This is a genomic window from Longinema margulisiae (assembly GCF_025266855.1).
GTDB lineage: Bacteria > Spirochaetota > Brevinematia > Brevinematales > Thermospiraceae > Thermospira.
Genome location: NZ_CP053071.1, coordinates 1,281,737 through 1,294,772 on the forward strand (window position 1 = coordinate 1,281,737; position 13,036 = coordinate 1,294,772).

General features: G+C 46.0%; 10 protein-coding genes. 5 read left to right on the forward strand and 5 right to left on the reverse strand.

The genetic code is table 11. The features are described 5' to 3' along the window. Nucleotides 1–226: 226 nt before the first annotated feature. The 5 genes from BREVNS_RS05715 to BREVNS_RS05735 are packed head-to-tail and all read right to left on the reverse strand — an operon-like array spanning nt 227 to nt 6,642. The gene (locus tag BREVNS_RS05715; RefSeq protein ID WP_483426063.1) at nt 227–1,594 is read right to left on the reverse strand and encodes a tetratricopeptide repeat protein; all 1,368 of its coding nucleotides are present in this window, start codon (nt 1,592–1,594) and stop codon (nt 227–229) included. Nucleotides 1,595–1,627: 33 nt separating this feature from the next. After that, nucleotides 1,628–3,508: a tetratricopeptide repeat protein gene (locus BREVNS_RS05720; protein ID WP_483426064.1), complete on the reverse strand. Its 1,881-nt coding sequence runs from the start codon at nt 3,506–3,508 to the stop codon at nt 1,628–1,630. 10 nt (nt 3,509–3,518) lie between these two features. Further along, nucleotides 3,519–4,208 (reverse strand): tetratricopeptide repeat protein, encoded by a 690-nt coding sequence (locus BREVNS_RS05725; RefSeq protein WP_483426065.1) that lies wholly within the window; start codon nt 4,206–4,208, stop codon nt 3,519–3,521. Beyond that, nucleotides 4,205–5,797, reverse strand: a complete 1,593-nt coding sequence (locus BREVNS_RS05730; RefSeq protein WP_483426066.1) for a hypothetical protein — start codon at nt 5,795–5,797, stop codon at nt 4,205–4,207. Before BREVNS_RS05730 ends, BREVNS_RS05725 begins: the two co-directional genes overlap by 4 nt. Beyond that, nucleotides 5,794–6,642 (reverse strand): tetratricopeptide repeat protein, encoded by an 849-nt coding sequence (locus BREVNS_RS05735; RefSeq protein WP_483426067.1) that lies wholly within the window; start codon nt 6,640–6,642, stop codon nt 5,794–5,796. Before BREVNS_RS05735 ends, BREVNS_RS05730 begins: the two co-directional genes overlap by 4 nt. 258 nt (nt 6,643–6,900) lie before the next feature. On the opposite strand from BREVNS_RS05735, the gene BREVNS_RS05740 reads away from it, so the two are divergent. The 5 genes from BREVNS_RS05740 (at nt 6,901) to BREVNS_RS05760 (ending at nt 13,007) form a co-directional block, all read left to right on the forward strand. Further along, a complete protein-coding gene (locus BREVNS_RS05740; RefSeq protein WP_483426068.1) occupies nt 6,901–7,860 on the forward strand; it encodes a calcium/sodium antiporter in 960 nt (319 codons plus the stop codon). Between the two features lie 198 nt (nt 7,861–8,058). After that, the gene (locus BREVNS_RS05745) at nt 8,059–10,863 is read left to right on the forward strand and encodes a LysM peptidoglycan-binding domain-containing protein (protein ID WP_483426069.1); all 2,805 of its coding nucleotides are present in this window, start codon (nt 8,059–8,061) and stop codon (nt 10,861–10,863) included. A 22-nt stretch (nt 10,864–10,885) separates the two neighbouring features. Continuing rightward, nucleotides 10,886–11,326: a hypothetical protein gene (locus BREVNS_RS05750; protein ID WP_483426070.1), complete on the forward strand. Its 441-nt coding sequence runs from the start codon at nt 10,886–10,888 to the stop codon at nt 11,324–11,326. Between the two features lie 190 nt (nt 11,327–11,516). Beyond that, on the forward strand, nt 11,517–12,446 hold the full coding sequence (locus BREVNS_RS05755; RefSeq protein WP_483426071.1) for a hypothetical protein: 930 nt from the start codon (nt 11,517–11,519) through the stop codon (nt 12,444–12,446). Between the two features lie 15 nt (nt 12,447–12,461). Further along, nucleotides 12,462–13,007 (forward strand): hypothetical protein, encoded by a 546-nt coding sequence (locus tag BREVNS_RS05760; RefSeq protein ID WP_483426072.1) that lies wholly within the window; start codon nt 12,462–12,464, stop codon nt 13,005–13,007. Nucleotides 13,008–13,036: the final 29 nt, after the last annotated feature.

Below are 13,036 nucleotides of genomic sequence, written 5' to 3' on the forward strand. Positions count from 1 at the left end.
GTCTTGGTCAAATCTTTTTGGAGAAGAGGGGGTTACTTTGAGGTTTTGTCTTTTTTTGATGAGGAAGATTTCCAGAAGGAGAGAAAGAAAAGGAATCCTATTGCGAAGACGAGAAAGGAAATCAGAGCGGGGTGAACTGGGTCGCCAAAGATATTGCCCAAGAAAAGATCATACAGGGCAAAAAAGAGAGAAAGGGCAAGGAATAAACCAAAAACAATGCGCATGATTAGTACCCACTCTTTTTCAGGATATCGGTGAGCTTTTGTCTGTCATAGAGATCAAGGGGTCTATTCTCTGCGTAGCGGAGAGCTTGTGGTGTGAATTTCCCCGTGGTGATGTATACGCCACGGGTGGCATGGAGGTTTTTCATCTTTTCAGTGAGTTTGGCGACAAGATCTTCTGGGACATCTTCATTGTCTCTTGAGAAGATGACAAGAACCCTTCCCCCGCGGACATTTCGCCATTTTACAGACTTCTCTATGCAGACGATCTCAAGATTATCCCCATCGAGGGCTTTGACTTCGAGGGGTTCGTAGCCAATAGCCTTGAGCATATTTTGAGCGATAATCTCAAAGGTGGTTGGCGTGGCCGTCAGGAGGTCTTTGAGTCTATCATCAACGCGCAGATCTTCATAGAGGGCGAGTTTGGTCTGAACATCCTGAAAATTAGGTCGAAGCTGGGCCACCTTTTCCCATTGTTCGACGGCTTCTACCAGTCGTCTTTCTCTCTCATAAATGAGGCCGAGGGTATAACGAATGGCGATGGTGACGTTATTCTCTTCGTTTGAGTATTTCAGGGCGCGCTCAAAATCGGCTTTGGCCCCTTCGTTGTCTCCGACTTCCATTTTGCAGAGACCTTTCTGAAAGATAGCCTTGACCTTGAGTTGATTGTCCTTGGCCTGTTCAGCGACATCAAACTCCTGAACAGCCTTGCCATAACTATTCATGGATTTGAGAATCATGCCTATGTAGTAGTGGGCTTCCATGTTTTTTGGTTCGAGTTTGACACAGTTGGTGAAATAGTTGAGGGCTTCTGCGGCTTTGTTCATCTCGTAGAGAATCTTTCCCATGATGAAGTAGATCTGAGGAGAGGCTTTGCCTGATTTGATGGCTCTATCGAGATAACTGAAGGCATGTTCTTTCATCCCACGCTGGTAAAAGATGTTTCCAATCTGAAAAAGGTATTCGGCATTTTGTGGTTCCATTTGCGAGAGGACAAGATATTCCTTCTGGGCTTCTTCTAACTGGTTGAAACGAAGATAGATATCAGCCAATCGTCGATGGATACTCTTTTCTGTGGCGGTATTGGCAAACTTTCCTGAAGAGAGGGCCTGTTTGTATTCAATCAGGGCCATTTCAAAGTTACCTGAAAGATAGCAAGCTTCGGCTAAATAGAGATGGGCGAGGGGATTTCGGTCGTCTTTTTTGAGAATGGCATTGAGGGCATTGATGGCCTGTTCATACTTCTGGTTGTCGATGAGGGTTTTGATGGAGTCTAAACGATGGGGTGCTACCAGCGTGTTCATCACATACAGAAAAGTCAGAAAGCCAACGCCCACAATCAATAAGACGATAATAATCAGATCCCACGTCATACCCGCTCCTTTCTAAAAATCACCCTTTATATTTTACAGTTGACTCAAATAATAGTCAACCTTCGACATATTTTTGTATGTTGGAAATCTATTCTTTATCTCTAAAAGGGTGGCTTTGGCTTTTTCGTTGTCTTTGATCTGGAGGTAGCTTTCGGCGAGTTTGAGATAGACATCGGCATTTCGCTGGGAGAGTTTGATGTACTTTTCATAAGAAGAGGCGGCGCTGGTATAGTCTTTGGTTCGGGTGTAGATGTCGCCCAAACTCTCAAGGACATCGACATCGGTGGGGTTGATTTCGAGGGCTTTTTTGTAAGCGGTAATGGCGTCTTCGTAGATTTCTGCCTTGGCATAGGCATCACCAATGCCTTTGTACGCGATAAAGCTTCGTGGCTGGAGATCGGCGGCCTTTTTGAACGCTGAGAGGGCCTTTTCATAGTCCTGGCGAGTGAGATACATGGTGCCAAGCCCTAAGTATGGTTCGGGATCGTACTTGTCAAGCTGGATGGCTTTCTGGTAGTTTTCTTCCGCTTTGGCGTATTCTTTGATCTGGAAGTAGGCGTTTGCCATGTTGTAGTACGCGGGGGCATAATCATTCTTTTGCTGGATGGATTCAGCATAATACTTGAGGGCTTCGGCGTATCTTTCTGTATAGGCGAGCATACGGGCGTAGTTGAAAGAAGAGAGGTAGTTTTTGGGGTTTGCCTGGTAGGCCTTTTGATAGGCGGTGAGAGCCCGGGTGTACTGTTTGAGTTCTTCGTAGGTGTTTCCGAGTTTGATGAGGGCACGGTCGTTGGATGGTTCTATTTCCACTGCACGGGCAAAGAATTTTTCTGCCTGAGAGAATTGCTTGGCGTTGTAGTAGATGGTACCCACGTTGACCATGGTTTTGGCGTTGTTCGGTTCAAGCTGGAGGTTCTGGTCAAAGGCTTTGAGGGCGTTATTGTTGTCGTTGAGGGCTACATAGGTGAGTCCGAGGTTATAGTAGGCCTTGGCATGCCTGGGATCAAGGGAAATAGCCTTTTGAAAGGCGGTTCTGGCGTCGTTGTAGAGTTTTTTCATGTAGTAGATAACTCCCATGGAGTAGTACATGTCGGCATTCTCATAGTCCCCTTCGACGGCTTTTTTGAAGGAAGCCAGGGCTTCGTCGGAGAGATCCTTGTCGTAGAGGAGTTTCCCCATGGTGTAGTGGGCTGGTCCCTGCCGCGGATCCTTCTGAATCGCACTCTGAGCAAGGCTCTGGGCTTTGCCTGTGTCCTTTTTGCCATAGTAGGCCACGGACTCATAGGCATCCACTTCCGGGGTGTTTTCGATTTTTCTGGCTTTTTCAAACTCCTTGATGGCTTCATCAAAGTAGTTGTTGGCGAGGTATTTTTTGCCGTTTTCCATGTATTTTTTGTATTGTTCGGCGGCGCTTTCTTTGGAAGAGACCTGTTCGACTTGAGGTTTTTCTTTTTTCTCTACTTTGGTTTCTTTTTCTACAGGGGGTGTTTGCTGGACAACAACGGTGGGCTGGTTACTTTTTTTGAGGATGTTGGCAAGTTCTTCTTCTTTGAGTTTTTCTTTGTTTTTCTGGGCACGGATGATAGCATCTCTCAAATCTTTGATACGGGGATCGTTTGGGTCTATTTCAAAGGCCTTGTCAAGGTAATCAAGGGCTCTATCATAGGCTTCATTGTTGGCGTATTCCTGCGCAAGGGCAAGGTATTTGTCGAGTTGTTTGGCTTTGCTTCCCCCGGAGAGCCCTATCCACACAAGAGGCCCAAGAAGAAGGAGAAGAGCAAGGGCTCCTAACGCGATCCAGCGTTTCTTCTGGTTTTCAGATTGTGGTTTGGGGGCGGGAGTGGGTTTTTGTGAAGGAGATTTTTTGCGAGTGGATGAAGACTTTGTGGTGGTGGTTCTTTTTTTCTCAGGCATGGGGTTCCTCCTATTTTTCTATCTCTTCGAGAGAGGTATCTTCGGCTTTTTCTTTGTCTTCTGGTTTATAATCACCAAGGGCCCCTGTGATATCCACCAGGGGTTCGGTAACGGTTGGCTCTGTATTGGTTGAGCGGTCCATGGGGTTCTGGACAAGCCCATCGGGAAAGGTAAAGTTTGGGTCTCGAAGAAGTTCTAATGCCCGGCGAATATTCTCATTCTGGGGACCTGTGGGGTTCACGGTGAGATAGGTTTCCCACTCTCGAATGGTGTTGGTTTTGTCCCGGAGTTTGTAGTAGAGCATCCCCTTGTACCAGTAGGCATAGGTGAGGTTGGTGTCGTAGGCAAGGGCCTGGTCAAAGGTGGTGATGGCCTGGGGGTAGAGTTTTTTGAGCCCATAGGTGTAGGCAAGGTTGAAGTAGTAAACCCCATAGTAGGCCATGGGAAGAGCCCCCTGAAGGCCTTTTTGGTAGGTTTCTATGGCTTTGTCATAATCATCAATCCCAACGTAGCTATTGCCGAGGAGAAGAAAGAGTCTGGGATCTTTGTTTCCCATTTCCACGGCGTTTTTGAAGGCGCCAATGGCGAGAAGAAAGCGCTTCTGTTTATAAAAATCAAGGCCTTTCTCAAAGAAGTCTTCTCCTGCACTCATGAGAAATACACAGAGAAAGAAAAGAAACGCTCTTCTCTCTTTTTTCATGGGGCACTTCCTCTCTGGAGGGCTTGAAGAAGGCTATCCAGTTCGGCATTCATAGCGGCGATATCCTCCGCGCTTAAATTCACCTGCTGGTTTTTTTCCAGAAGCCAGTTGAGGAGTTCAAGCCGCTTTTCGATGATGGCTAATTTGCCTGAGGATGAGGTTGAACCTTGTTGTCTACTTTCTATGTCGATGAGCTGTTTCTGGAGTCTTTGTATCTGTTCCTCGTAGGTTGAGAGAAGAGAAGAAGATGTCTGGGCGTTACTTATGGTCACATAGTTGGTGATGATATTGGTAATAAATACAGTTGAAGGAAGAGAAGGGGTGGCTGATGGTATAACGGTGAGAGGTTCTTCTTTTGGTTGGGGAGTGATGGGGGGAGAAGTACTGGTAGAGGGGGAAAGTGTGGGGACAGGAGATGGAGTCGTCGGTGTGTTTTGTTGGCTTTTTTTCTGGGGGAGAGATGGTTTCTCCCCAAAGGGGTCATCAGAGGGGAACCATGAAAAAGAAGAGGACGAAGACGGCATATTCCTTGAGGGAGTGTTTGTCTGGGGAAAAGAAACACTTCCACCGGGCTGGGGGCTTAGGTTGGTGATGGCGGCAATGAGGTTTTCTAATCTTTCGATGAGAGCCTGCTGGAGCGCGAGATAGTTTGTGTCTCCTCTGGTGATAGAGATGGTGTTGGTGAGAACGATGATATTGGTTTTGGTTAGTGCGGGTTTCTGAGAAGTGGGCTGGTTTGAGGGTGTGGCCATAGAAGAAGGGAGTGTCAGAAAATCAAAAAGGGTGGTATTCCACTGGACGGGTGATGGGGGTTCGGTACTGAGGATGATCCCTCCTTCAAGGCATTCTCCTCCCCGAAGACGGTAACGGTACTCTACCATCATCGCTCCATCTCGTTTTCCCTGCCATCCATAGACAAAGTTGGCCTGTGGTTCAATGGTAACGGTGGCCAGGGAAGTTTTGAGACGGTGATAGTTGGCTAAATACACAGAGCGAGGGGAAAACCCATTGTACATGGGAAGAAGAAACAGTCCCGTTTTGCCATTGCCACTCGCGAGATACTGCCCGTACTGGTTCAAAGAGATTTCCATTTCAGAGGAGACGGTGGCGCCGTTTTCAAACCAGAAGAGGGGGTTTGAGGTGTTTTCCTGGAGGGTGGTATCCAGCAGAAAACGAAAACCGATCTCTCTTGCGTTTGGAGAGGTATTGGAAACATGGATGGCCAGAAGAAAAAATGATTTTGGCCCATTATTGGTCAAAAAGATAGCCGGGGTGTAAAGAATCTCCTTCCACTGGAAGCGACTGAAGAGAATGTGGTTGGTCTTTTTCCAGGGAACTTTTTGAGAAAGTTCTAAGGAAGTAGGAGCGAGAGGTTGAACCTCTCCTTCGTAGAAGGCTATGAAAAAGGAGGTAGGGGGATAGTCTTTGCCTTCAAAGTAGAGGAAATTGGTTTTTGGGGCTACAAGGGAAAAAGCCCCTGATTCGGTTTCTAACCAGAAAGAGGCGCTTTGCCCTTCGAGGGAAAGCCACTCTACGCCAAAAGCAGGGATGAGAAGAAGCCAGAAAAGAAGACGGTAGAGTGTTTTCATTGGATTCCCCCTATACCGAGAGCAGCCAGTTCTTCGTCTAAGGTTCGGGACTTGAGTTGAAGAAGTTTGGCTTTGACTTCGAGAAGAGAGAGGTATCGACTGTTTTCATCGGCAGAGGAGAGGGGTTGAGAAACGGTGTTGGTCACCTGATTAGTTGCCGTCAGGGTGATCCAGTTGGTGAGAATGATTCTATTGGTGGTGGTTTCCTGGACCAGTTGAGGCATGGCTAAGGGAACTTCATTGAGGGAAGGCTGGCTTGAGGTCGCTGGTGAAATCGAAGGGGAGGATGGTGGAATGGGAGGGGAAGAAACGTCTGAGAGAAGGGAAAGATAGGGACTCTCAGGATACTGATCGGCGAGCCATTTCTGATAGCGGGAGGCTTCGGTGGGATTGCCGCTAGCGAGAGCACAGACAGAGGCATAGTAGAGAACCGCAGGGTTGACGATGGGATCATCAAATTCACTGGCGTAGGTTTCAAAGAGTTTGGCGGCGTCCTGATAAGCCCCCATTTTGTAGGTGCATTTTGCCATGCCGAGAAGAGATTGACGAAGGAGATTTTTGTCTTTGGTTTTTTTGAAGGCCTGTTCAAAGAAGTAGCGCCCAAGGTGGTAGTTTTTTTCTTTGTAGGCGGATTCGCCGCCCAGAATGGCCACAGAGGCAAAGAAAGAAGAAAGAGGAAAACGGGTAAGATAGGTTCGTGTTTCTGTCATCACTTCTGTGTAGCGTTTTTTCTGATAGAGGGTATGGATATAGTTGGCTGTGGCCTCGTCAAGGGATATACTACTCTGGAAAAAGACAATCACAAGAATAAGCAAGAAAAGAGAGAATCTTAGTTTTGGCTTCATACCTTTCCATCCCAACCCTTTTCTTTTTTTTATCGGCAAAAAAGGGGAAAAAATAGAGTTTTTCATAGAGAGAAAGGGAGTTTTGTTGGGAGGAGGAGTATAATTCTCTCTGATGCGATTCATCGTTTTATTAATTGAGAGAAGGTTTCTGTGAGTTATGTAGGAAAAAGCTTTGACAAATGCAGGTGGATAGTTTATAATAAAAAAGGTATTGTGAGAGATATTTGAAAAAAACAGGTAACTAAAGGAGGAAGATGTATGCTTAGCTGGTTTCTTATGTTGGTGGGTTTTTTGTTTCTGATTTATGGTGCAAATATGTTAGTGGATGGTGCTTCATCACTTGCCAAGAAATTAGATATACCGGCTATAGTCATTGGACTTACTATTGTGGCTTTTGGAACGTCCACGCCAGAATTGGTGGTTAATATTTTTGCTTCTTTTTCGAAAAACTCAGATATTGCCCTTGGAAATATTATTGGAAGTAATATCTTTAATATTCTTGGAATTCTGGGTCTTTCGGCGGTTGTGTTTCCGCTTACAGTCAAGTCAAATACCACATGGATTGAGATTCCTTTGTGTATTTTGTCTGCTGTGATTGTTTTTATTGTTGCCAATGATGTTCTCATAACAAAAGTGGGTGTATCTCTGATAGACCGGATAGATGGAATTGTGTTGTTGTTCTTTTTTGTGATTTTCTTGGTGTATAATGTTCAGTTGATGAAAAGTGGGGGATTTGAGGAAGAGGTTTCTGTTAAGGAATACTCTCTTCTTGTGGCTATTTTGTTTATTTTCTTTGGATTGGGACTGCTTTTTATCGGGGGGAAAATGGTGGTTACCTATGCGGTCGAGGTTGCCCGTTCTTTTGGTATACCCCAGCGGATCATTGCTCTTACCATTGTCTCGATTGGGACGTCTCTACCGGAATTGATGACCTCAGTAGTAGCGGCCTTCAAGAAAAATACAGATATCGCTATTGGAAATATAGTTGGCTCGAATATTTTTAATGTATTTTTTATTCTTGGCCTGTCGGCGGTTATTTATCCTGTTGGCTTGCAGAAAGGCTCCAATATGGATATGGGGGTAAATATTTTAGCCAGCCTTTTGCTTTTTCTTTTTGTGTTTACAGGGCGTGGAAGAAAACTGGAGAGGTGGGAGGGTGGGGTTTTTCTTTTTCTCTACTTTTTGTATGTATCTCTCTTGATTGCTCTTAGAGCATGAAGAGAGGAAGGGAAAGAGAAACTTCCCCCAAACTTGTGACCAATGCCCATTGACATGGAGGAGGGACTATGGTAAAATAGGGGGCGAAAGAGAAAAAATTTCACGGGGGAAGCGGGGAAGAGTTGACAGGGTGGGGGGTGTGTGGTATAATTATAGGGAAAAAGGGTTTGAAGAATAAAAATTGAGTGGAGGTGTGGTATGAAGTACCATGAGTATGAAAGCGCACTGAAGCGGAAAGTGAAGAAGGTGGTAGCAGGGGTGGCGTTTGCCGGTCTTCTTGGGACTCTTGCGCATGGGCAAGAGTATCTTCGTTTAGATTCGATGGTCAAATCTTTTTCTTTGCCGGGTCGTAGTTTTCTTTCTGAGATGAAAGCGAAGGATGTGTATAGTTCTTTTCGTATGGAGGAGTCACAGGTATCGCTTGCGGTGTGGCGGGCGGAGAGTGCGGCGAAGGGGCGTGTCTATGGGGCGATAGGGTACACGGAAGCGAAGAGGTTTGAGGGGCGAGAGGATCCGCATCTTGTGAGGAAATACATGGAGAAGGGGGTGACGATACAGGAGGTGGTATCGGCGGTTCGGTCGCTGGTAACGTCGGCGAGGGAAGGTCGGACGGTGGAGACGAGGTTAGATGAGATAGTACGTCAGTGGCACGAGAAGAGATATCCGTGGGACACGATGCCGTGGGAGAACCGGTTACCGTTCAGTAAGCAGCATCCGATGGCGGGTTTTGTGCTTGTGGTGTTGCAGGAGGAGAAGAAAAAGAGGCGGAGTGAGGAGAGGGGGAGGCTAACGAGGCGGGAGAGGGAGCTTGTAGGTCGGAAGAGGGAACTTGAGAGGGAGAGGGAGGAAGTAACGGCGGAGTGGGAGGAGGCGATACTTGAGGAGGGGAGGCGACTTGAGGCGTATGAGGAAGCGAAGGGGAGACGGGAAAGAATAGAGAGGGAGCTTGAAGAGGGGGGCTTGTCTTCGGAGGAGAGGGAGAGGCTTGAGAAGGAGCTTGCAGTAGCGAAGGAAGAGGAGAAGAGGGCGAGGGAGGCGTATGAGGAAGCGAAGAAGAAGAGGGAGGAGATAGAGAGGCGGAAAAAGGAGATAGAGGAAGAGATAGGGAGGGTAGAAGAGGCGCTGAAACTGGTGGAGGAGAGGCTTGGGGAACTTGCGCCTGAGGATGTGAGGGAGGCGCTTGAGATGGAGCAGGAGGGGGAGGACATAGAAGGGCGAGGGGGGAAGAAAGAAGACACACCCTCCAAATCATCGTCGAGTAGTGAGAAGAGTTCTTCTTCTGGGAGTTCGAGTTCTTCATCTTCATCATCGGAGAAGAAGGGTATTTTGTCTTCGATAGCGGAAGGTGTTTCGAAGGCGGTGAATACGGTAGGGAATGCGATTGCGGGAGCGGTGAATTCGGTTGTGGATACGGCGAGCAAGATAGCGGCGTATGTAGGGCAGGAGGCGAAGAAGGTAGTGGAGGGTGTAACGGGAGGGAAGAAGGAGGGGGATACGGCGAAGCCGAAACCACCGAAGAGGCATGTGAATAGTGATGTATATAACCGGGCGTGGGAGATAGCGCGCAAGGAGTGGGCGAAGGAAGGGGGGAAGAAGCCTATTAGCGATTATGGGCAGAAGGCGGTGAATCAGGCGGATTATGAGAGGAAGATGGAGAAGGCGAGGAGGCTGTATGAGGAAGCGAAGGCGAGTGATCCAAATTTTTCCCATGGGCTTGATTATTTCAAGGATGAGGTGAGGTGGGAGATAGCGATAGAGGACAGGCTTGATAGGGCGATGGCTGGGATTGAGAGGGGGGACGAGGAAGCGATGAAGCGATTTCAGGAGGCTGTGGAGAGGACGATGAAAGAGATGGAAGGGTTTGATGAGCTTCAGAGGAGGGTTGGACTGATAGCCGGGGAGGTGCTGAATCGTGAGGAGGGAAGAAGAGAGGCCCGGCCGAGGATGATTGAGGAGAGGGAGGCGAGTAAACAAAAAGAGGTTTCTTCTGAGGCGAAGGTGTATACGGTGGAGAAGGGGGATACGCTTGTGAAGATATCCCAGAAGACGGGGATACCCCTGAAAAAGCTCTTAGAGATGAACCCGCATCTACGTGGGAGGGAGAATTATATAGAGGTTGGTGAGGGGATCAATCTTGACCCCGAGACCATCCCCGAGTGGGCGAACCGTCAGGCCACGGCGGAGGAGAAGGCTGTGAGCCGGCAGATTGGCTTGAAGTGGGAAATGGCACAAAGGCAGAAGGTATCTGGAGGAGGGGAATGGGAAAACCAGGCTGTGACGATTCCCCTCACAGGATGGGGAGTGAGATCAGCGAACTGGATCAATGGTACACCTGGCATGCAAAGGATGAGGGCGAGTGAGCGTTTTCTTCAAAAGCAGGTCATGCCGATGGCCTTTGACATAGGGGTGGGTTTTATACCTGTAGCCGGGGAGGTGAATGACGTGGTGGATACAGCACTTGCGGCGACGACGGGGAAGGATAAGTGGGGGCGTGTTGTCTCTAAGTGGATGATTCCTGTGATGGTAGCGGCCTGTCTTTTGCCTGTGGTGAGCACAGGGCTTATGAAGGTGGCGGGCAAAGCCACCGTGAAGGCGACCACAGAAGTGGTTGAGACGGTGGGGAGTGACACAATAAGCCGTATGGCGAAGAAATATACCCACGGTCGGGGGAAAGAACTCATACTTGGAGCGTATAGAGCCGAAGAAATAGGAGATGAGTTGAACTATATTGAATATGCCCAAAAATATGGAGGAAAATATTTTCAGATGCCGGAAGAGGTATACAACAGAATTGGTAGAAATTTAGCATGGGAGGTCAATAAAAAGGTCCTGGATAATGCCATGGAAAAGGGGTGGAAGATAAAATATGTGAGTTCGGATTATGAAGAAATTTTGGATGCTTATAGAGGAGGGGGAAACCCAAAGAGAGTTAGATATAGAGAGCTTTATTATTTGTGGGAGAAAGGGTATCCGAAACTTGAGATTATGGTGCAAAGAAAGTAAATTTTGATTGGAGAAAGTTTGTATGTGGATAGAAAATCATAAGGAGTTTTATGATATAATATTAAGCAAGTATCATTATTTGTTTGACAGTTATGGTTTCAGGATAGTTTTTGATGAGGTTTTTTATGATGGTATAGTGAGGGAGGTGCATTTGAAGAATGAGATTTGTGAAATTCATTTTGAATATGAAAGAGGAGGATATGGAATAGATTTTGTAAAAGAAAACAAAAGGTATGATTCTACATTGTTGATGTTTTTTTTTGAAGAAATAAAAGGTGTACCCATTGGTGCGGATTTGCTAAAGAGAAAAGAAGGAAGAGATGAGATTGGTGTTAGAGAGTTATTTTTAATTGAAGCTGTCCTTTTGCAACATTCCATAGACATTATTCTTGAGCACTTCAAGGATGAGAACTATGAGGAGTTCAAGAGGCGGTATGAGGAGTGGCGTAAGTCTTTACGGTGATGTGGATTGTCTTATAGTGGTTTTGATACAGCCTGCGGGGTGGCCTTTTGCTGAAACAAGGTGATAGCCATGGTGGTTTTTACCGGGGCTACGCTTGAGAGGGATTCTGGTTTGCTGAAATATGGTGATAGCTGATTGTGGTAGAAGTAGGGCCTGGGCGCACCGTGAGGCCACGACGGAGGAGAAGGCGATGAGCCAGAGGATAGGCCAGGAGTGGGAGAAGAGGCAAATAGAGAGCCTCTATGGGGATCAGAGCCGAAGATATGGAGGAGAAAGTAGCGTATTTCCATTTCCACTGGGATATGGGTATGGACCTATTAACATGGAGTTTGCCAGATGGCTTCAGGATCATCCTGAGAGCAGAAATTATGGGAAAAGATATCAAGGGACGGTGGAGACATTGAAGACAATGGGTGCTATTTCGGAGGATGTGGCAAAATGGTCAGCGATTGGTGGAGGAGTTTGCTTTGCTGGTGGTGTGGTGTGTACAGTTGTTCCAGGGGCACAACCTGCTGCGCCGGTTTTCTTTGCTGCGTCTGGATATTTGTTTACAGCTTCTACAGTATCTACATGGGCTTCAACAGCAATTTATGGTAGCGCATGGTTATCAGATTCAGAAGATAATGAGTCTTGGGAAGGGTTAACTAAAAACTTGACATTCACAATTGCGGATGTAGTATTGACTAAAGCTACCAAAGGTCTTTCTAAGGTAATATTCAAACCAGCGATTCAGAATGTAGACGATTTAGCAGGTATAGCATACAAAAACAACAGACCATATGTAAAAGCGGGATATGAAGGAGTTGCAAGCTGGTTTGGTTCTAAACCGGGGCAATATATTGGTAAGCGAGAGTTGCAGGCATATCTGGAGTATCAGAGGGAACTCTCCCAAATGGCGACGGAGATAACCCGTCAGGAATTTTTAAGAGGTGTTGAAGCCATTCAAAGCAGTATAATGATTGGAATAGATGAGTGGATGAGATACAAGCAAAACTCCAACTACAGCAATATCCAGATACCTGATATTAACACGAATATGATGGATAACTATAACAATTGGAAGAGAAGCCATGATTATTTAAGGTATTATGGATACGATATATCAAACTGGAAAAAGTAAATAGGGAGGTAAATGATGGGTTCTTTTTTTGAGAGATTGCAAGAGAGATGGGAAAATAGAGGAGAGATAGTAAATCTCATCTTTGGAGATGCTTTCAGGTTTTTAGAAGAAAATGGAATAAGTAGAGCTTGGCTTATACTATTTATAATACTTTGCATAGAGTTTATTTACTTTCTCTTTGAAACAAGTCCTATGTTTACAGGGGAAAAGCTAAGTCTCAAGGAGAGATGGAAATTATACTGGAAAGATTTTGATATAGTAAAGACAATGGCAGTTATACTAACCCCAATTATCTTTTTGTTTCTTTTTGCATTCTTTGGAATTATTATGATTATTCCGCACATTCTTGTAATTGGTTTATGGGTATTCCATTTCTTTTTAAGCACGGAGAAATATATTGATAAGAGGCAAAGATTTTCATTTAAGAATTTTCAGATAAGATGGATGATGTACTGGAAAGGGTTTGATTTCTTTAAAGGGGGGTTAAGTATTCTTATACCAATAGGAATGATTTATGTGGCTATAATTCATCAAATAGGAATAGCAAAGGGATTTAGATAGAGAAATAGAATAGAAAGGGGAGTAAACAA

What these genes read in the sequence shown, in the direction of transcription:
- BREVNS_RS05740 (WP_483426068.1), top strand. Translation starts at nt 6,901, where the DNA reads ATGCTTAGCTGGTTTCTTATGTTGGTGGGTTTTTTGTTTCTGATTTAT.
- BREVNS_RS05750 (WP_483426070.1), top strand. Translation starts at nt 10,886, where the DNA reads ATGTGGATAGAAAATCATAAGGAGTTTTATGATATAATATTAAGCAAG.
- BREVNS_RS05760 (WP_483426072.1), top strand. Translation starts at nt 12,462, where the DNA reads ATGGGTTCTTTTTTTGAGAGATTGCAAGAGAGATGGGAAAATAGAGGA.
- BREVNS_RS05720 (WP_483426064.1), bottom strand. Translation starts at nt 3,508, where the DNA reads ATGCCTGAGAAAAAAAGAACCACCACCACAAAGTCTTCATCCACTCGC.
- BREVNS_RS05725 (WP_483426065.1), bottom strand. Translation starts at nt 4,208, where the DNA reads ATGAAAAAAGAGAGAAGAGCGTTTCTTTTCTTTCTCTGTGTATTTCTC.
- BREVNS_RS05730 (WP_483426066.1), bottom strand. Translation starts at nt 5,797, where the DNA reads ATGAAAACACTCTACCGTCTTCTTTTCTGGCTTCTTCTCATCCCTGCT.
- BREVNS_RS05715 (WP_483426063.1), bottom strand. Translation starts at nt 1,594, where the DNA reads ATGACGTGGGATCTGATTATTATCGTCTTATTGATTGTGGGCGTTGGC.
- BREVNS_RS05755 (WP_483426071.1), top strand. Translation starts at nt 11,517, where the DNA reads ATGAGCCAGAGGATAGGCCAGGAGTGGGAGAAGAGGCAAATAGAGAGC.
- BREVNS_RS05735 (WP_483426067.1), bottom strand. Translation starts at nt 6,642, where the DNA reads ATGAAGCCAAAACTAAGATTCTCTCTTTTCTTGCTTATTCTTGTGATT.
- BREVNS_RS05745 (WP_483426069.1), top strand. Translation starts at nt 8,059, where the DNA reads ATGAAGTACCATGAGTATGAAAGCGCACTGAAGCGGAAAGTGAAGAAG.